Source organism: Nonomuraea gerenzanensis (assembly GCF_020215645.1).
In the GTDB taxonomy this organism is placed as follows: Bacteria; Actinomycetota; Actinomycetes; order Streptosporangiales; family Streptosporangiaceae; genus Nonomuraea; species Nonomuraea gerenzanensis.
This window is the reverse complement of record NZ_CP084058.1, coordinates 10488576-10506299: the sequence shown is the minus strand read 5'-3', so window position 1 is coordinate 10506299 and position 17724 is coordinate 10488576. Positions and strand designations below refer to the sequence as shown.

Below are 17724 nucleotides of genomic sequence, written 5' to 3'. Positions count from 1 at the left end.
TGCTCACGGCCGTCGTGCTGATCACCCCGGTGATCATGCTGATGGGCGGAGTGGTTCCGCCTGGGGTGTCCTGGACCTGATCGCCATGGAGGGCCGCAATGCGTGATCTGCCGTGGCCCGCAAGGGTCTATCTGGTCGCCGTGATCGGTGCGGCGGCCGCTCTCGTCGTACGCGGCGTGATGGTCTCCGGCGCGCCCGTGGCCACCGAGGATCTCGACATCCTCCTGGTGCTGGCCCTGCTGTTCCTGGTGTGCGAGTCGATGCCGACGCTGCTCAACGTGGAGCAGTTCGCGGTCTCGGTGAGCTTCTCCGCCTCGCTCGCCGCCGTGGTGCTGATCGGCCCCGAGGGCGCGGCGCTGGTGGGCCTGACCGCCGTGCTGAGCGTGCGGCCCGGGCTGCCGCTGATCAAACGGCTGTTCAACGGTGCGCAGTTCGCCATCTGCGGCTTCGTGGCGGGCCGCGTGTACGAGGCGCTGCACGGCCGGGTGGGCGTGCCGGAGGTCAACGCCTTCGACGACCTCATCGGCCCGTACGCCGCCGCCACGGCCGTCTTCGTGCCGCTCAACATCGCGCTCACGCTCACCATGGTCGGGCTGGCCACCCAGGTGCGGGCCACCGAGGTGCCGATGCGCGGCATGGCCCAGTTCCTGCTGTCCTACCTGGGCTACGGGACGTTCGGGCTGCTGGTGGCGGGCCTGTGGGCCACCGTGGCGTCGATCTCGGCCGTGCTGGTGCTGCTGCCGCTGTTCGTGGCGCGGTGGGCGTTCGGTCAGTACCACGCGCAGCAGCGCTCCTACGACGCCACGATCGCCGCGCTCTGCCAGGCCGTGGAGACCAAGGACTACTACACCAGGGGCCACTGCACGCGGGTCTCGCACGCCTCCTCCATGATCGCCCAGGAGGTCGGCATGGGGCTGGAGCGGGTGCGCGCCATCCGCTACGCCGGCATGCTGCACGACGTGGGCAAGCTCGGCGTGCCCACCAAGGTGCTGCAGAAGGACGGGCCGCTCACCGAGGAGGAGTTCGCCGCGATCCAGCTGCACCCGATGCGCGGGCTGGAGATCGTGCGGGGCATCGGCTTCCTCGACGAGGCGTACGCCGGGATCATGCACCACCACGAGAAGCACGACGGCACCGGCTACCCGATGGGGCTGGCGGGCGACGAGATCCCCGAGTTCGCCAAGGTGATCGCGGTGGCCGACGCGTTCGACTCGATGACCTCCGACCGCTCCTACCGCGGCGCCAGGCCCGTGCCCGAGGCCGTGGAGGAGCTGCGCAAGAGCGCGGGCACGCACTTCGACCCGGTGATGGTGGCGGCCTTCATCCGCGCGCTCGAACGCGAGCCGTGGCAGCCGCCGCGCCGGGTGGACCAGCCGCCGCCCGACGCCGCCGACGCCACCATCAAGGACCACGACGACCCCACCATGCCCATCCAGGTCGTGACCGGCTCATGATCACCACAGAGCGTGCCAGGCGCACCACCAGCCGATCGCTGAACACGGTCCTGCGCCGCCTCGACTCCGGCCAGCTCCTGCTCATCTGCGCGGCCGGTCTGGTGGCGCTGGCGGGCGTGGCGCACACGGCGGCGGTCGGGCTGGAGCGGCCGGAGATCGCGGTCGGGTTCGGCGCGCTGATCGCGGTCGGCGAGCTGGCCAGGCTCACCATGCCGGGCAACAGGGAGGTCGCGCCGATCGGCGCCGCCGCCGCGCTGGGCTACACGCTGCTGCTCGACCTCAGCCAGACGCCGCTGGAGCACTCCGCGCTGCAGGTCGTGGCCGTGATCGCCGTCGGCATGACCGCGGGAGCGCTCCCGCACCTGGCCGTCGGCCGGCCGCCCCGCCTCGACGCGATGGCCAGGCGGCTGCTCACCGGAGCGCTGCTCGCCTTCGCGTTCCGGCCGCTGGCGACCCCGCTCTACGAGCTGACCAAGCCGCCCACCCAGACGTGGTGGCCGGCGCTCGTGGTCATGGTCACGCTCATCGCGATCGCCCTGCTGATCGACGTGCTGATCGCCGCGCTGCTGCGCGCGGAGCAGGTGCGCACGGCGTTCAGGGTGGCCGTGCGCGACGAGATCAACATGGCCTTCCCGCTGGGCGCCGCCGTGGCCTCATCGGGCGTGCTGCTGGCCCTGGCCACGCACAGCATGGACCTGGTGGCGCTGCTGGTGTTCGCGGCGCCGCTGCTGGTCACGCAGGTGGCCTTCCGCAAGTACGCCGGCATCAGGGCCACCTACCTGCAGACCGTCCGCGCGCTGTCCCGGGTCACCGAGGTCGGCGGTTACGTCGAGCCGGGGCACTCGCGCCGGGTGAGCCGCCTGGCGGTGGCCATCGGCAGAGAGCTGGGCATGGCCGAGCCGGAGCTGCTGGAGCTGGAGTACGCGGCGCTGATGCACGACATCGGCCAGCTCTCGCTACGCGACCCGATCCCCGGCGGCGCGACCGTGCTGACCGAGCCCGAGCAGGCCCGCCGCATCGCCGAGCTGGGCGCCGAGGTGATCAGGCAGACGGGCGTGCTCGACCGGGTGGCCGAGGTGGTCAGCAGGCAGTGCGACCCGATCACCGACGACCCGCCGCTGTCGAGCCGCATCATCAAGGTCGCCAACGCCTACGACGACCTCGTGGGCCCCTCGACCGACCGTGACCGTGGCGGGGCGGCGCTGGAGCGGATCCGGCTGTCGTCGGGCAGCGCGTACGACCCTCACGCGGTCGAGGCGCTCGCGCGGGTGATCGACCGCGGCCGCGTGTGAGCCGAGAAGGCGGCTGCTGGCAGGTGGTCAGCGGATGGCGCGGGCGAGGAACTTGGCGCGATCGACCACGACCCGCTCGATGGTGCCCTTGCCGACCACGGTGTGCTGGTCGTGGGCCTCGAACGCGAAGACCAGCCGCCTGCCGTCCACCTCGGTCAGCTCCACCCCGACCTGCACGTGCGCGCCCAGCGGGCTGGCCGCCAGGTGCTCCAGCTCGACCCGGGTGCCGACGGACGTCTCACCGGGCGCCAGGTGCCGCTCGACGGCGCGTACGGTCGCCGCCTCCGCCAGCGCGAGCAGACGCGGCGTGGCCAGCACCGGGACGTCGCCGCTGCCGATCCGCTTCGCGGTGTCCTCCATCTCGACCATGATGAGCAGTTGGGCACGGAGACCTGGCGTGAGCGTCATGGCTTGAGCCTCTCATGTGGCTGCTGAGTTCCCGGAAACGCGGACAAGTCAGGTCGTAAGGCCCCAGGATAGGCTTTGTACGGCTTGAGGCATTTGAGTGGCATGTGAGTCAGGTGAGTCGTACACTCTCTGAGTTCCGTGACCACTGTGTTACCTCACCGCGACAAAACTTCGCTTTCTTGGAGATCCGCGGGGTGGGCGAGGTAAGAGGGTAACGGACGTAGGGGGTAGCGGGGGAATCATGGTGGCCCAAGGGACGACACTGGCGGGGCGGTATCGGCTGGATACCCGCATCGGCGCCGGTGGCATGGGCGAGGTGTGGCGAGGCGAGGACGTCGTGCTCGCACGCACCGTCGCCGTCAAGGTGCTGCTCCCCGGCCGCATGGAGGACCCCGGCTTCGTCGCTCGCTTCCAGGGGGAGGCGCGGGCGATGGCCACGATCAACCATTCCGGCGTGGTGGACGTCTACGACTACGGCGTCAGCGGCGACACCGTCTACCTGGTGATGAAGTTCGTCGACGGCGAGCCGCTCGACCGCCTGCTCGGCAGGCTGGGGCGGATCCCGCCGCAGCCGGCCATGGAGCTCATCGCGCAGGCCGCGTCGGCGTTGCAGGCCGTCCACGACCAGGGCATCGTGCACCGCGACGTCAAGCCGGGCAACCTGCTCGTGCAGCGCGACGGCACGCTCGTCCTCACCGACTTCGGCATCGCCCGCTCCGACATCGCCAGCCGGCTCACCGACGCCGGCATGGTGCTCGGCACCGCCGCCTACTGCGCGCCCGAGCAGGCCGAGGGCGCCCCCGTGACGCCCGCCGTCGACATTTACGCCCTCGGCGTGGTCGCCTACGAGTGCCTGGTCGGCCAGCGGCCCTTCGACGGTGACAGCGCGGTCACGATCGCGCTCAAGCACATCCGTGAGGCCCCGCCGCCGCTGCCCCAGGACATTCCGCAGTCGGTGCGCACGCTGGTCGAGATCGCCCTGTCCAAGGACCCGGCCAGGCGTTACCCCAGCGCTCGTGCGATGAGCGAGGCCGCCAGGGCGATCGCCAGCGGCCAGGCGCCCGCCGTCCCCGAGCTGGCCACCGGCTCCACCATGGCCCAGGCCCAGCAGCAGCCGAGCCAGCAGTACCAGCAGGCCGCGCAACAGCAGGGCGGCCAGCAGTACCCGCAGACGGGCCAGCAGTACGCCCAGACCGGGCAGCAGTACCAGCAGACCGGCCAGTTCCAGCAGACCGGCCAGTTTCAGCAGACCGGCCAGTTTCAGCAGACCGGTCAGCACGACGCCGGCCCGTACCAGACGGGCGCCAGGATGGCGCACGAGGACACGGCGGTCTCCGAGCGGCGCGGGAGCCGCCGCGCGGCCAAGGCGCCGCGCAGGACGGGCCTGATCGCGGGCATCGCCGCGGCGGTCGTGCTCGGCGTGGGCGCCACCGCCGTGGCGCTGACGGGCATGCCCCTCGGCGCGCCGGAACCGACGACGACCACCACCAACGTCGCCGACCCGGAGACCACCAAGCCGCCCAAGCCCACCACCAGGACCAGCAAGCCCCAGGCCGAGCCGCCGACGCAGGAGCCGACCAGGCCCCCCACCACCAGGCAGGGGAGGCCCACGCAGACGGCGGAGGAGACCGAGAAGCCGACGCAGTCGCCGTCCGGCACGCCCTCCACCACCCCGCCGACCTCGAAGTCGCCCAGCCCCACCGTCTCCACCAACAAGGTGCTGATGCCGAACGTGATCGGCAAGCGCTACTCGGAGGCGGTGGGCATGGTGGAGGCGGCCGGCCTGCTGTCCAACCCCGAGGACCAGACCACCACCACCGACGGCATGCGCTGCGGCAGGGTCAAGGCGAGCACGCCGGGCGCGGGCAAGTCGGTGACCAAGGGCACCACGGTCACGCTGGTCGTCGTCGACAGCGTCTGCCCCGAGGACGGCTCGCCGACGCCCACCCCGACGCCGACGCCCACGCCGAAGTCCTGATCACACCCCCGTCGTGTTGCGGGGGTAGGCGATCTGCGGGTCGGTGGCGATGTTGACCAGGTACGGCATGCCCGAGTCGAACGCCCTGCGCAGCGCGGGCCCGATCTCCGACGGCTTGGTCACCAGCTCGCCGCCCCCGCCGAGCGCGGTCACGACCTGGTCGTAGCGGCACTGCGGCTGCAGCTCGGCGGCCACGTCGTAGCCGTACAGCATCTGCATGGGGTGCTTCTCCAGGCCCCACATGCCGTTGTTGCCGCAGATCATCACGACCGGGAGCCTGTGGCGGACGAGGGTGTCGACGTCCATCAGCGAGAACCCGGCGGCGCCGTCGCCGAGCAGCAGCACCACCTGCGAGGACGGCCTGGCCAGGCGGGCGGCGATGGAGTAGCCCAGGCCGGTGCCCAGGCAGCCGTACGGGCCCGGGTCGAGCCAGTTGCCCGGCTGCTTCGGCTCGACGTACTTGCCGGCGTAGGAGACGAAGTCGCCGCCGTCGCCGATCACCACGGCGTCGTCGTCGAGCACCCGGTTCAGCTCGCCGTAGATGCGCATGGGATGGATCGGGTCGGAGTCGGAGGCCAGCAGCTCGGCGTCGCCGGCGATGGCCGCGGCGGCCGCCTCGGACAGCCGCGACACCCACGACGCGTACGCGTCGGGCTTGACCCCCGCGTCGCCGCAGGCCGTGCCGAGGCTCCAGAACACCACGGACAGGTCGCCCGCGGCGGACGCGGCCGGCTGCATGTGGGTGGCCAGCTGGGAGGGCGCGTCGGCGATGTGCACCACCCTGGCCAGCGGCGCGCCGTCCTTGCCGCCGAACCAGCCGTAGCCGAGGCGGAAGTCGAGCGGGGTGCCCACCACGATCACCAGGTCGGCCTGGGCGAAGGCGAGGCCGCGGGCCCGCGTGACGAGCAGCTCGTGGCCGGCCGGCAGGATGCCGCGCCCCTGGCCGTTGGGGATGACCGGCAGCCGCCACGTCTCGGCGAAGTCGCGGGCGGCCTCCTCGGCGCGGTCCATCCACACGTCGGAGCCGTACACCAGGACCGGGCGCTCGGCCTCGGCCAGCAGCCGCGCGATGCCCGCCAGGTCGTCGGCGTCGGGCTCCAGCGGCGACGGCGACTGCGTGCTCACGTCGTGGACCGGCGAGGGGGAGAACAGGTGGTCCATGTAGAAGTCGAGGAAGACGGGGCCGCGGTGGGGCGCCACCGCCGTGCGGAAGGCCACCTCGACGTCCTGGCCGACGGAGTCGGCGGCGGAGGCGGTGAACGACAGCTTGGTGATCGGGCCGAGCAGCGGCGGGTGGTCCATCTCCTGCAGCGCGCCGCTGCCCCAGCGGGACTGGGGTGCCCGGCCGCCCAGGACGACCACGGGGGAGCCGTTGAAGTGGGCGGTCGCGACGCCGCTGACGCCGTTGGTGATGCCGGGGCCGGCGGTCAGCACGGCCAGGCCGGGCTTCCTGGTCAGCCTGGCGGTCGCCTCGGCGGCGAAGACCGCGCTCTGCTCGTGGCGTACGTCGAGGATGCGCATGCCCTCGTGCACCGCGCCGTCGTAGAGCGGGAAGACGTGCCCTCCCGACAGGGTGAACATGGTCTCGACACCGTAGGCCTTGGACACGGCGACAGCGGCGTCACCGGCGTGCTTCGCAGACTCCATGCCGGGAACTTACCAACCAGTCACAGAGGTAAACAGTCTTTCATCGGCAGCACACGCTCACGAGGCCCTCGGGGGCCCGCACGGTGACCTTCCTTGACGCGCCGGAGGCCCGTCTGACGTCGAGGGTGGTGTTGGCGCCCTCGGCCGTCACGTCGTACAGATTCGGCGGCACGTACAGGTCGATGTCGCCCGCCGTCCGCACGATCGCCTTGACCTCGGACGGGGCGCTGCGGAAGGCCAGCTGGACGTCCCCCGAGCCGACCTCCACGTCGGCCCGCGCGCTGCGCAGGCCGTCGCCCTGCACGTGGCCCGTGCCGGTGCGCACCCAGAGGTCGCCCGCGAGGGCGTTGACGCGGACGTCGCCGGAGACGGTGGTCAGGCGCAGGTCGCCGAACAGGTCGTCCACCCGGAGCCGGCCTCCGGAGGTGCCGGCCTCCAGGGTGGTCTCCGGCGGCACCTGCACCACGTAGTCGGCCCGGCAGATCGGCCCCCTCGGCTGGTCGTGGCCGGGGCATACGGCGTCGAGCCGCAGCGTGCCCGACGCGGCGTCCCAGTCCTCGGTGACCGTGGGGCGGTCGCGGGTCCAGCGCAGCGCCCGCTGGATGAGCAGCTCACCCGCCCGCCCCGACAGGATCATCAGGTCCACCTGGCCCTTGCCGGCCTGGATCCGCAGCTCCCTGCCGTCGAACGGGATGGACCGCATGGTGACGTCCGTCGGGGTCCTGGCCTCGCCGAAGCCCTGCCAGAGGGCCACCGTGGACAGCGTCAGCGCCACCACGGTGGCCACGGCGCCGGCCGCCAGCCACAGGGCTCTCACGGCAGGCTCCTGATCTTCAGGAACTGCAGCACCGCGAGCACCCGGCGGTGGTCGCCCTCGGCGGGCGGCAGGTCGAGCTTGGTGAAGATGTTGCCGATGTGCTTGCCGACGGCGCCCTCGCTGAGCACCAGCGACTGCCCGATGCCGGCGTTGGAGCGGCCCTCGGCCATCAGCCTGAGCACCTCGTGCTCGCGCGGCGTGAGCCGTTCGAGCGGGTCGCTGTTGCCGCGCAGCAGGAGCTGGGCGACGACCTCCGGGTCCAGCGCGGTGCCGCCGGAGGCCACCCTGCGCAGCGCGTCGATGAACTCGGCCACGTCCGCCACCCGGTCCTTGAGCAGGTAACCGACGCCCCCGGCCGAGGCCGAGGCGAGGAGCTGGGCGGCGTAGCGCTCCTCGACGTACTGCGAGAGCACCAGCACGGCCAGGCCCGGCTGCTGGCGGCGCAGCACCAGCGCGGCCCGCAGGCCCTCGTCGGTGTGCGTGGGCGGCATCCTGACGTCGGTGACGACCAGCTCCGGCCTGTGCTCCTCGGCCGCCCTGAGCAGGCCCTCGGCCTCGTCCACGGCCGCCACCACCTCCATGCCGGCGGCGGCCAGGAGCCGGATCAGGCCCTCCCTCAACAGCACGGAATCCTCTGCGAGCACTACTCGCACGGCAGCTCCACCTCGATCGTCGTCGGTCCGCCCAGCGGGCTGGACAGCCGTAGCGTCCCGTCCACGGAGTCGATGCGCTGGGCCAGGCCGCGCAGGCCGGTTCCGCCGTCCATCCTGGCACCGCCGCACCCGTCGTCGTGGACGAGCACGTGCAGGCGGTCGCGCTCGCGCCGCACGCTCACCTCGGCCCTGGTGGCCGCCGCGTGCTTGGCGATGTTGGTCAGTGCCTCCGACACGGTGAAGAACGCCACCGCCTCGATCGTCGGGGTGGTCCGCCGCTCGATGTCGACGCGCAGCTTGACGGGGAACGGCGCGCGGGCCGCCACGCCGGACAGCGCCGCGTCCAGGCCCTGGTCGTTGAGCACGGCGGGGTGCAGGCCGCGGACGAAGTCGCGCAGCTCCTTGAGCGCCTGCTTGGCCTCCTCGTGCGCCTGCTCGATGGCCTCGCGGGCGGGCTCGGGCAGGTCGGTCAGCGTGGCCCTGGCCAGGCCCAGGTTCATGGCCAGCGAGACCAGCCGCTGCTGGGCGCCGTCGTGCAGGTCGCGCTCGATCCTGCGGCGTTCCGCGTCGGCCGCGTCGATCACGCCCGCGCGGCTCTCGGTCAGCGTCTCGATGCGCTGGCCCAGCTCCGTACGGCTGGGCCCGAGCAGCGCGCGCGCCACCGACAGGTCCAGCGCCGCCATCCCGCGGGCCAGGAACGGCGCGAGCACCAGCAATGCCAGCCCCACCAGCATGAACGCGAGCTGGACCCGGTTGTCCCTGAGGTCGAGCGCGAACTCCAGCGGCGGCTCCTGCAGCTTCGGCGGCAGGAACGCCAGCAGCCCCACCACCGCCCCGCCCCACGCGAGCGCCACCAGGACCGCGCCGGCCACGCCCACCACCGGTGACAGCAGGTGGTAGCCGATCTGCCGCCACGTCATCGGCTCGCGCCAGCCCGCCGGGGCGGGCACGGGCGGGATCCGCACGCCCTGGAAGGCGTGCAGCCGCGAGCGCTGCACCCTGGTGAACCACGGCAGGGCCCGCCGCAGCAGCGGCGGCGCCACGGCCAGCAGCAGCGTCAGCCCGCCGAGCAGCACGCCGACCGGGAAGCCGATCATCACGTGAGCCGTGTCGAGCCACGCCCGCGCCGACCACGGACGGGGGACTTTCATGGCTCAACGGTATGTAGTGGGGGCGATGCCGCGAAATGGGCCTGGTGTGCTGGTGCATGGTGGGGCTAGCCCCACCCCCGGCAGTGGCTAGAGGCTGTGGCGCTGCCTGAAGGACACGGGGTCGAACGAGCCGCCCAGCGTGACACCCAGCCCCTCGCGCGCGGCGGCGGCGAACTCCTGGCGACCGCGGAGCCCGCCGAGGCCCTCGGGGAGCGCCCCCGCCAGCGGCCTGGCCGCGAGCATCTCCAGGTCCGCCACGCTGCCGCACGCGGTGGGCCCCGGCGTGGCCGGCCACCGGCCGATGACGATCCCGGCCAGGTCGAGGCCGTGGTGGGCGAGCGACTCCAGAGTGAGCGCGGTGTGGTTGACGGTGTCGCGGCAGGCCCGTACGACGACGAGGACCTGCGCGCGCAGGGCGCGGGCGAGGTCGGCGAGGGTGGCGCCCTCCTCGTCGTAGCGGTCGAGCAGCCCGCCGGTGCCGTCCACGAGGACGAGGCGGTTGCTCTCGGCCAGCTCCCGCACCAGCCCGGCGACCGTGGACAGCGACACGGGCGGCACTCCCGCCGCCCTGGCCGCCGCGGCGGGCGGCAGCACGCCCGGGAAGCGGGCCAGCTCGAAGGTGGTGGTGACGCCGGACAGCCGGATGACCTCGTCCACGTCGCCCGGCTCGCCGGCCGCCAGCCCGGTCTGCGCGGGCTTGACCACCGCCGCAGCGGACCCGCGCGCCAGCGCCAGCGCGCTCAGCGCCGCCGTCACGACCGTCTTGCCCACACCGGTGCCGGTGCCCGTGACGACCAGGACGCTCATGGGCGGCGCAGGCGGGTGACGAACTTGTACCGGTCGCCGCGGTAGAGCGACTGCGCCCACTCGACGGGGTTGCCGTCGGCGTCGAAGGCGTGCCGGGTGAGCAGCAGCATCGGCAGGCCGACGTCCACGCCGAGCGCCTTGGCGTCGTAGGGGGTCGCCAGGACCGTCTCGATGATCTCCTCGGCGTCGGTCAGCCGGACGTTGTAGGCGTTGTGCAGCGTCTCGTACAGGGACGCGTGCACCTCCAGCTCGCGCCGCAGGCGGGGGAAGCGGCGCGCGGACAGGTGGGTGGTGTCGATCGAGACCGGCTCGCCGTTGGCGAGCCTGAGCCGGTGGATGCGCAGCACGCGCCCGCCCGGGTTGATGGCCAGGCGGCGGGCGAGCGGCTCGTCGGCGGTGATGTAGCCGATCTCCAGGATCTTGGTGTCCGGCTCCAGCCCGGCCGTGCGCAGATCCCCGATGTAGGAGGTCAGCTGCAGCACCTGCGCCACCTTGGGCTGCGCCACGAACGTGCCCTTGCCCTGGATGCGCAGCAGCCTGCCCTCGACGACCAGCTCGGTCAGCGCCTGCCTCACCGTGGTGCGGGAGGTCTCGAACCGCACGGCGAGCGTGCGCTCGGGCGGCAGCGCCGTGCCGGGGGGCAGGGTCTTGGTGAGCTCGAGCAGGGCCCGTTTCACGTCGTAGTACTTCGGAACGCGGGGGCTGTCGTCTGTCACGCTCTCACCTTCACTTCTGCCACGGCGGTGAGGGCGGGTCTGATCACCGCGAGATCATCGGAACTCACTTTGGCCCGAGCGGTCAACCGCGGGCAGGAGCGGCCCGCAGGCTCCGGGCGCGCACGGGTGTGAGCACACGCGGATCCGGGCAGCTCAGGTTGATTGTGAAGGATATCCACAGCAGCGCGCGCGATCGCAACCGAGGCCGGTCCGCGCGCCGTGTCGCGGAAGAACCACCTGCCCGTGGGGATCACCTCCGGCCCGACGTGCACCGCCCCATCCTGGGATCCGGCTGTTTCGGCCATGTGACGGTTCTCACAATATGAGATTGACCCGCCACCGTATGGTGTTACGCCCCCGCAGGCGTGAACTCTGCCCGGGCGTCCCGTATCGGATCGGTCCTGCCGCCTCTCCCCGGGAGTCGGTTTGGTTGTTGCGGGGGAAAGCACGCATGATGCACTCGTGCCGACTCTCAGCGACCTCGTAGCCCGCCACACAGCGCTCGACGAGGCGGACCTCGACTGGCTGCACTCGCTGGTCTCCGACTGGCAGCTGCTGGCCGACCTGTCGTTCGCCGACCTCATCCTGTGGGCGCCGCTGCTGGGGGAGAGCGGCTGGATCGCGATCGCCCAGATGCGCCCGACGACCGGCCCGACCGTCTACCACGACGACATCGTCGGCACCGTGGCGGCCAGGGGCGAGCGCGGCCTGATCGACACGGCCTGGAACGAGCGCCGCATCTGCCGTGAGGGCGACCCCGACTGGTCCACCGGGGTCCCCGTCCGCGAGGAGACCATCCCCGTGCGCCGGGCGGTCGAGGGCGGCGAGGGCCGCTTCCTGGCGGTCATCCAGCGCTCCACGAACCTGTCCTCGGCCCGCACGCCGTCCCGCCTGGAGCTGACCTACCTGCAGAGCGCCTCCGACCTGGCGCAGATGGTGGCGGAGGGCCGCTTCCCGTTCTCCGGCGAGGAGCCGATCCTGGTGCGCTCGCCGCGCGTCGGCGACGGCCTGCTCAGGCTCGACAGGGCCGGGCGCGTCACGTACGCCTCGCCGAACGCGCTGTCCGCCTACCGGCGGCTCGGCCTGCACGCGGACCTGGTCGGCGCCGAGCTGGGCCGGGTCACCGCGACGCTGTGCTATTCGGACGAGCCGATCAACGAGGACCTCATGATCGTGGCCAGCGGGCGCGCGGCCAAGGAGACCGAGGTCGAGTCCGGCGGCACGATCGTGCAGCTCAGGGCCATCCCGCTGATCGTCGGCGGCGGCCGCATCGGCGCTCTCGTGCTCATCAGGGACGTGACCGAGCTGCGCCGGCGCGAGCGCGAGCTGATGACCAAGGACGCCACGATCCGCGAGATCCACCACCGGGTCAAGAACAACCTGCAGACGGTGGCCGCGCTGCTGCGGCTCCAGGCCAGGCGGCTTCAGGTGCCCGAGGGGCGGGAGGCGCTTGAGGAGGCGGTGCGCCGGGTCGGGTCGATCGCGATCGTGCACGAGACGCTGTCGCACGCGCCCGAGGAGTTCGTCGACTTCGACGAGATCGCCGACCGGGTCATCGCGATGGCGGGGGAGGTGTCGTCGCCGGAGGTGGCGGTCACGCCGCGCCGCGTGGGGGCGTTCGGGGTGCTGCCCTCGCTCATCGCCACGCCGCTGGCCATGGCGCTGACCGAGCTGCTGCAGAACGCGTTGCAGCACGGACGGCCCAAGCGGCTGGAGGTGGTGGTCGAGCCCGCGCACGAGCGGCTCAACGTGACCGTCTGGGACGACGGCCGCGGCCTGCCCGGCGGCTTCGACCTCGACAGCTCCACCAGTCTGGGGCTGCAGATCGTGCGGACCCTGGTCGAGGGGGAGCTGTCCGGGCGGCTCACCATTGAGCCGCGCCTGGAAGGCGGCACGGAGGTCGTCCTGTCGATCCCGCTCCCGCCCGGCTGAACGACGGCGCCGCTGCTGCGTCGCGGGCCGGCGTCGGGTCCTGCTCCAGGAGAGGCGGCAGGGGGAGCTTGCGGGGGAGTCGTCAGGCGGTGGCGCGGGCGCGGGCCCGGGCGGTGCGACGCTTGAGCGCGCGGCGCTCGTCCTCGCTCAGGCCGCCCCAGACGCCGGCGTCCTGGCCGGACTCCAGCGCCCACTTCAGGCAGGCCTCGACGGCCGAGCACGAACGGCAGACCTGCTTGGCCTCCTCGATCTGCATGAGTGCCGGGCCGGTGTTGCCGATCGGGAAGAACAGCTCGGGGTCCACGTCACGGCAGGCAGCTCGGTGGCGCCAGTCCATGCGTCCACTCCTTAGTAGATGGAGCCTCTGGTCGGCTCCGTGCGGCTACTACTTTGTGAAGAGTTTCACTAACTCGCGCGAACAATTACCCGGATCCTGTGAGGACCGGGGTTGCCCGCAGTTCATCGGAGGACCCTGGGGTGTTTAAAGGTCCTACGTTCCGACGTCATGAACGAGCCTGTCAGCCACGGAGAGTGCACGCAAGGGGGTTGGCGGGAAGTTTTGGCGGTTATGGATGTCGGATGCGTCACACAATGACCGAATGTAACCGACTAGACCAGAACTTGTAACGCGTTCGGTGTAGACCGGAATGTTACGATTTCCCGTTCTCCCAGGTAGTCGCCGTCCAGCTGGAAGGCCACAGGGCGGTCGGCGGTGAGCGTCAGCTCGGCCTCGTCGTGCATCTGGACGAGGTGCCGGCCGGACGGAAGGATGTCACTCTCCGTGAGGATGTGGCGGATCACCTTCGCCAGGGTCATCGGCCCCATGCGCCGCATGCCGAGCAGATCGAGCCCCGTCTCGAAGCTCGCCCACGGGGTGGGCCGGACCGGGCGGCTGCCCACGTACGTCCACGGTGAGGTGTTGGAGACGATCGCCATGAACACGCCCTCGGCCGGCGGGAGGCCGGGGCCGGTCACCGTCATCGCGGGATGCCGCTTGTCCGTGGCCAGATAGTGCCTCAGAGCCGTGTTCACATACCGTGCAGGGGTAGCCTTACGCCCGGTCCCCCTGAGGCCTTCCACGGCGCGTACAACCTCGGCGTCGTAGCCCATGCCCGAGCAGAAGGTGAAGTAGCGGCTCTGCCCCTCCCATAGGGCTTGGCCCAAACCCACGGTCCTGCGCCGGCCCTCCCTGAGTGCCTCCAGCACCTGGCCGGTGGACTCGACCGGGTCGTTCGGCAGGCCGAGGGCGCGGGCGAAGACGTTCGCGCTGCCGCCGGGGATGACGATCAGCCCGGGGCGGCCGGCGCTGGGGTCGGCGCTGTGGGCGGGGTCCTCGCCGTTGACCGGGTTCAGCAGGCCGTTGACGGCCTCGTTGATCGTGCCGTCGCCGCCGAGCACCGCGACCACGTCGTAGCCCTTGGCCAGCGCGGTGGCCGACAGCGACGCGGCATGGCCCCGGTAGCGGGTCTCCTCGACCGTGAGCTCGACCGCCGCGCCGAGTGCGCGGATGAGCACGTCCCGCGTACGGGCGTTCGTGGTCGTGGCTTTGGGGTTGACCAGCAGCATGGCGCGCATATCGCCAGCGTAGCCGGTGGCCTTGTCCGACTTATCGGCCGATCGTCCTATTTCCCGGCCCGTTCGGCCCGAGAGGTAGGGTACGGACGTGAACGGTCGCCCGCTTACCCTCCTCATCGCCGCCGGGGTCGTCGCCCTGGAGGGGCTGGTCGCGCTCGGACTCGGGGTCTACGTCGCGGTGCAGACCCTGACCGGGACACCAGACGATCTCACCACCGCCCTGGCGGAGGCGGCGTTCGGGCTGCTCATCGGGGCCGGGCTGCTCTGGGTGGCGTACGGCGGCCTGTTCAGGACCGAGCGGTGGGGCAGGTCGCCGGCCGTGCTGGCGCAGATCTTCCTCGTGCCCATCGGCGGCACGCTGATCACCTCGGACCAGCCGCAGCTCGGGATCCCGCTGATCGTCGTGGCGGTGGCGGGGCTGGTGACGCTGCTCGCTCCGCCCACCACCCAGGCGCTCTACGGCGACGACCAGGAGTCGGACGCGGGTTCGCCGCGCCGCTAGACCGTTTCCGCACATCGGGCCGCAGGCCGGCGACGCGCGGAAAACCGGCTCAGTCGTCGGCGGTCAGGCCCTCGCGCAGCTGCGCCAGCGTGCGGGCGAGCAGCCGCGAGACGTGCATCTGCGAGATGCCCAGCTCGGTGGCGATCTGCGACTGCGTCATGTTGCCGAAGAAGCGCAGCAGCAGGATGCGCTTCTCGCGCGGCGGCAGCCGTTCGAGCAGCGGCTTGAGCGACTCGCGGTACTCGACGCCCTCCAGCGACTCGTCCACGATGCCGAGCGAGTCGGACACCGCGGGGGCGTCGTCGTCGCCGGAGTCGGGCGCGTCCAGGGAGACGGTGGAGTACGCGTTGGCCGACTCGAGCCCCTCCAGCACCTCCTCCTCGGTCATCTTGAGGTAGGAGGCCAGCTCCGCGACGGTCGGGGCGCGGCCCTCGCGCTGGGACAGATCGCTTATCGCCTTGGTCAGCGAGAGCTTCAGCTCTTGCAGCCTGCGCGGCACGCGGACCGCCCAGCCCTTGTCGCGGAAGTGCCGCTTGATCTCGCCGACGATGGTGGGCGTGGCGTAGGTGGAGAACTCCACCCCCCGGTTCAGGTCGAACCGGTCGATGGATTTGATCAACCCGATGGTGGCGACCTGGGTGAGGTCGTCGAGCCACTCGCCCCTGTTGCGGAAGCGGCGAGCCAGGTATTCGACCAGGGGAAGGTGAAGCTCGACCAGCTCATCCCTGATGCGCTGGCGGCGCGGCTCCTCGGGGCCCAGCTCGGCCAGCTCGGCGAAGAGCATGCGGGCGCGCACCCTGTCGGGCACGGCGTGTTCGCTGGTGGCCATGGCTCCAGTCCTTTCCGTCACGCCGGCCTCGCTGCGCCTCGGCGCTTACGCAGGACGATCGCCATGCGATCGGGGGAGTCGGTCACCGCGTCGACGTCGTCGGCCAGGGCGGTCAGCACCATCCAGGCGAAGTCGTCGCGCTTGGGCGCGGAGCTGCCGACAGTCGCCACCTCGACCCTGACCTGCATCTCCTGCCCGGTGAGCTCGAACTCCGCGGTGAGGTCGGTGCCGGGCACCGCTTCGTTGAGAAGCATGGCGCAGGCCTCGTCGACCGCGATCCGCAGGTCCTCGATCTCGTCCAGGGTGAAGTCAAGCCGCGCCGCCAGGCCGGCGGTAGCCGTACGCAGCACAGACAGGTAGGCGCTCGCCGCGGGGAGCCTGATGCTCACCACGTCACGGATGCCTGCCACGCCTTCCGCGCGCGTCTCGGTTTCCTCGGTCACGTTCCTCCTCGCGAATCCGACGCTGACTGCAACTTACCGCCCTTCAGAGGTGCTTGGATGAATCAGACTCGCCATCTACGGAAAAGGCTCTGTGCGGTTGGTAACCGCACAGAGCCTTATGTGCCGTTTTAGGCGGCCTTGGTCTCCCAGAAGATCTTGGAGATTTCGTCGATCTTGCCCAGCAGGTCCTCGGCCTTGGCGACGTCCACGGTGCCCTTGGCGCCCGCGGCGCCCGCGAGCTTCGTGGCGTCCCAGAAGAGCTGGTGGAGCTGAGGGTACTGCTCGAGGTGCGGGGGCTTGAAGTAGTCGGTCCACAGCACCCAGAGGTGGTGCTTGACCAGCTCGGCCCGCTCCTCCTTGATCTTGATGGCGCGGGCGCGGAAGACCGGGTCCTCGTTGGCCGCGTACTTCTCCATGATCGCCTTGACCGACTCGGCCTCGATACGGGCCTGAGCGGGGTCGTAGACCCCACAGGGCAGGTCGCAGTGTGCGGAAGCGACATGCTTGGGTCGTAGCAGTCGTGCGAGCATCAGAAAATCCTTCCTGGATGCTGAATCAGCTTGGGTCCTTCAACGACCTTACTCGGGTCCCAACGCCTGCGGAGTAGGGGGTCAATGACGATGAGAGTGCGTGTCGAAGGGGATTCGATGCGGCCCGCGCTGGTGCCCGGAGACTGGCTCCTCGTGCGCCGGGGAGCCACCGTGCATCCCGGTGATCTCGTGGTGGCGAGGCTGCCCGACGATCCCGATCGGCTCATCGTCAAGCGGGCGCAGTGGCACGGGGCCGACGGGTGGTGGCTGGAGAGCGACAACCAGCGGGCCAGCGGGCGGCGGGACAGCTGGGACTTCGGGCCCGTGCAGGACATCGTGGGGCGCGTGGTGCTGCGTTACTGGCCGCTGCTGCGCAGGGCTCCCGGCAAGCGCTGACGGCCTGTTCCGCTGCGGGCCCGGTGGCGGCCGTCGGATGACGTTGCGGAGGTGGCTGTCAGGTGCCGTTGCGGCGGCGGGCGCGGAAGGCGGCGACGTTGGCGCGGCTGGCGCAGCGGGGGGAGCAGTAGCGGCGGGAGCGGTTGGTGGAGGTGTCGAGGAAGGCCAGGCCGCAGTGCGGCTCGCGGCACCGCCCGAGCCGGTCCACGCCCAGCTCGGCGACGACCGCGGCCAGGCCCATGACGGCGGTCGCGGCCGGGTCCTCGGCCAGGTGGAGGTGCCAGTCGTGGCCGTCGTGGTCGGAGAGCTGGGGGCGTACGGGATAGCGCGCCAGCAGGGCGTTCAGCCGCTCGGCCACGGCACGGTCGTCGCCGGCCGCGTCGAACACGGCGGCCAGCTCGTCGCGCAGCCGGCGGAGCTCGGGCGGCGGGTCAGGATCGTTGGCCAGCCGGACCGCCCACTCGGCGTAAGAGGTGAGGTCCATGCCGGTCCATTACAGCAGAACGGCAGGGGGAACGGGGGCGACGCTCGGGTGAGGAAGCAGGGCGGCGGGGAGGCAGGGCCGGGGGAGGCAGGGCGGCGGGGCGGCCGGGG

Annotated in this window: 19 protein-coding genes; 6 read left to right on the top strand and 13 right to left on the bottom strand. The window is 71.6% G+C overall.

Annotated features, from left to right (window positions below):
* The first annotated feature begins 98 nt into the window (after positions 1-98).
* Entirely contained in the window at positions 99-1454 is a 1356-nt protein-coding gene (locus LCN96_RS48870) for an HD-GYP domain-containing protein (RefSeq protein WP_225269231.1), read from the top strand.
* Positions 1451-2746, top strand: coding sequence for an HD-GYP domain-containing protein (locus LCN96_RS48865; RefSeq protein WP_225269230.1), 1296 nt, complete (start codon positions 1451-1453; stop codon positions 2744-2746). The genes LCN96_RS48870 and LCN96_RS48865 overlap by 4 nt, the downstream gene beginning before the upstream one ends.
* A 27-nt stretch (positions 2747-2773) precedes the next feature.
* Here LCN96_RS48865 and LCN96_RS48860 read toward each other — a convergent pair whose 3' ends face one another.
* Positions 2774-3154 carry a thioesterase family protein gene (locus tag LCN96_RS48860; protein ID WP_225269229.1) on the bottom strand — a complete coding sequence of 127 codons (381 nt, stop codon included), beginning with the start codon at positions 3152-3154 and terminating at the stop codon, positions 2774-2776.
* Between the two features lie 241 nt (positions 3155-3395).
* On the opposite strand from LCN96_RS48860, the gene LCN96_RS48855 reads away from it, so the two are divergent.
* Complete coding sequence (locus tag LCN96_RS48855) at positions 3396-5132, top strand: protein kinase domain-containing protein (protein ID WP_225269228.1); 1737 nt, start codon at positions 3396-3398, stop codon at positions 5130-5132.
* On the opposite strand, the gene LCN96_RS48850 is transcribed toward LCN96_RS48855, so the two are convergent.
* The 6 genes from LCN96_RS48850 to LCN96_RS48825 form a co-directional block, all read right to left on the bottom strand.
* Positions 5133-6779 (bottom strand): acetolactate synthase, encoded by a 1647-nt coding sequence (locus LCN96_RS48850; protein ID WP_225269227.1) that lies wholly within the window; start codon positions 6777-6779, stop codon positions 5133-5135.
* Positions 6780-6819: 40 nt separating this feature from the next.
* Positions 6820-7596, bottom strand: a complete 777-nt coding sequence (locus LCN96_RS48845; protein ID WP_225269226.1) for a DUF4097 domain-containing protein — start codon at positions 7594-7596, stop codon at positions 6820-6822.
* Entirely contained in the window at positions 7593-8249 is a 657-nt protein-coding gene (locus LCN96_RS48840) for a response regulator transcription factor (RefSeq protein WP_311132113.1), read from the bottom strand. Before LCN96_RS48840 ends, LCN96_RS48845 begins: the two co-directional genes overlap by 4 nt.
* Positions 8240-9400, bottom strand: coding sequence for a sensor histidine kinase (locus LCN96_RS48835; RefSeq protein ID WP_225269225.1), 1161 nt, complete (start codon positions 9398-9400; stop codon positions 8240-8242). The genes LCN96_RS48840 and LCN96_RS48835 overlap by 10 nt, the downstream gene beginning before the upstream one ends.
* Before the next feature lie 87 nt (positions 9401-9487).
* Positions 9488-10207, bottom strand: a complete 720-nt coding sequence (bioD, locus tag LCN96_RS48830) for a dethiobiotin synthase (RefSeq protein WP_225269224.1) — start codon at positions 10205-10207, stop codon at positions 9488-9490.
* Positions 10204-10923 (bottom strand): GntR family transcriptional regulator, encoded by a 720-nt coding sequence (locus LCN96_RS48825; RefSeq protein WP_225269223.1) that lies wholly within the window; start codon positions 10921-10923, stop codon positions 10204-10206. Before LCN96_RS48825 ends, bioD begins: the two co-directional genes overlap by 4 nt.
* Before the next feature lie 462 nt (positions 10924-11385).
* Between LCN96_RS48825 and LCN96_RS48820 the strand changes: the two genes are divergently transcribed.
* Positions 11386-12855, top strand: a complete 1470-nt coding sequence (locus LCN96_RS48820) for a PAS domain-containing sensor histidine kinase (protein ID WP_225269222.1) — start codon at positions 11386-11388, stop codon at positions 12853-12855.
* An 82-nt stretch (positions 12856-12937) separates the two neighbouring features.
* Here LCN96_RS48820 and LCN96_RS48815 read toward each other — a convergent pair whose 3' ends face one another.
* Together LCN96_RS48815 and LCN96_RS48810 are read right to left on the bottom strand one after the other, a co-directional pair.
* Positions 12938-13192 (bottom strand): WhiB family transcriptional regulator, encoded by a 255-nt coding sequence (locus LCN96_RS48815; protein WP_225269221.1) that lies wholly within the window; start codon positions 13190-13192, stop codon positions 12938-12940.
* 272 nt (positions 13193-13464) lie between these two features.
* Positions 13465-14430: a diacylglycerol/lipid kinase family protein gene (locus LCN96_RS48810; protein ID WP_225269220.1), complete on the bottom strand. Its 966-nt coding sequence runs from the start codon at positions 14428-14430 to the stop codon at positions 13465-13467.
* Between the two features lie 88 nt (positions 14431-14518).
* On the opposite strand from LCN96_RS48810, the gene LCN96_RS48805 reads away from it, so the two are divergent.
* A complete protein-coding gene (locus tag LCN96_RS48805) occupies positions 14519-14932 on the top strand; it encodes a hypothetical protein (protein ID WP_225269219.1) in 414 nt (137 codons plus the stop codon).
* Between the two features lie 49 nt (positions 14933-14981).
* Here LCN96_RS48805 and LCN96_RS48800 read toward each other — a convergent pair whose 3' ends face one another.
* The 3 genes from LCN96_RS48800 to sodN form a co-directional block, all read right to left on the bottom strand.
* Complete coding sequence (locus tag LCN96_RS48800; protein ID WP_171074665.1) at positions 14982-15761, bottom strand: RNA polymerase sigma factor SigF; 780 nt, start codon at positions 15759-15761, stop codon at positions 14982-14984.
* A 17-nt stretch (positions 15762-15778) separates the two neighbouring features.
* Positions 15779-16204 carry an ATP-binding protein gene (locus LCN96_RS48795; RefSeq protein WP_225269218.1) on the bottom strand — a complete coding sequence of 142 codons (426 nt, stop codon included), beginning with the start codon at positions 16202-16204 and terminating at the stop codon, positions 15779-15781.
* Positions 16205-16332: 128 nt separating this feature from the next.
* Entirely contained in the window at positions 16333-16734 is a 402-nt protein-coding gene (gene sodN / locus LCN96_RS48790; protein WP_080045348.1) for a superoxide dismutase, Ni, read from the bottom strand.
* Between the two features lie 84 nt (positions 16735-16818).
* Between sodN and LCN96_RS48785 the strand changes: the two genes are divergently transcribed.
* Positions 16819-17130, top strand: coding sequence for a S24 family peptidase (locus tag LCN96_RS48785; RefSeq protein WP_225269217.1), 312 nt, complete (start codon positions 16819-16821; stop codon positions 17128-17130).
* A gap of 58 nt (positions 17131-17188) precedes the next feature.
* Here LCN96_RS48785 and LCN96_RS48780 read toward each other — a convergent pair whose 3' ends face one another.
* Entirely contained in the window at positions 17189-17614 is a 426-nt protein-coding gene (locus LCN96_RS48780; RefSeq protein WP_225269216.1) for a CGNR zinc finger domain-containing protein, read from the bottom strand.
* Positions 17615-17724 lie beyond the last annotated feature (110 nt).

Bases quoted from the DNA above. Each gene is read 5' to 3' on its own strand.
- LCN96_RS48810 (WP_225269220.1), bottom strand. From the start codon at position 14,430: ATGCGCGCCATGCTGCTGGTCAACCCCAAAGCCACGACCACGAACGCC.
- LCN96_RS48785 (WP_225269217.1), top strand. From the start codon at position 16,819: ATGACGATGAGAGTGCGTGTCGAAGGGGATTCGATGCGGCCCGCGCTG.
- LCN96_RS48800 (WP_171074665.1), bottom strand. From the start codon at position 15,761: ATGGCCACCAGCGAACACGCCGTGCCCGACAGGGTGCGCGCCCGCATG.
- sodN (WP_080045348.1), bottom strand. From the start codon at position 16,734: ATGCTCGCACGACTGCTACGACCCAAGCATGTCGCTTCCGCACACTGC.
- bioD (WP_225269224.1), bottom strand. From the start codon at position 10,207: ATGAGCGTCCTGGTCGTCACGGGCACCGGCACCGGTGTGGGCAAGACG.
- LCN96_RS48815 (WP_225269221.1), bottom strand. From the start codon at position 13,192: ATGGACTGGCGCCACCGAGCTGCCTGCCGTGACGTGGACCCCGAGCTG.
- LCN96_RS48780 (WP_225269216.1), bottom strand. From the start codon at position 17,614: ATGGACCTCACCTCTTACGCCGAGTGGGCGGTCCGGCTGGCCAACGAT.
- LCN96_RS48870 (WP_225269231.1), top strand. From the start codon at position 99: ATGCGTGATCTGCCGTGGCCCGCAAGGGTCTATCTGGTCGCCGTGATC.
- LCN96_RS48860 (WP_225269229.1), bottom strand. From the start codon at position 3,154: ATGACGCTCACGCCAGGTCTCCGTGCCCAACTGCTCATCATGGTCGAG.
- LCN96_RS48865 (WP_225269230.1), top strand. From the start codon at position 1,451: ATGATCACCACAGAGCGTGCCAGGCGCACCACCAGCCGATCGCTGAAC.
- LCN96_RS48855 (WP_225269228.1), top strand. From the start codon at position 3,396: ATGGTGGCCCAAGGGACGACACTGGCGGGGCGGTATCGGCTGGATACC.
- LCN96_RS48835 (WP_225269225.1), bottom strand. From the start codon at position 9,400: ATGAAAGTCCCCCGTCCGTGGTCGGCGCGGGCGTGGCTCGACACGGCT.
- LCN96_RS48850 (WP_225269227.1), bottom strand. From the start codon at position 6,779: ATGGAGTCTGCGAAGCACGCCGGTGACGCCGCTGTCGCCGTGTCCAAG.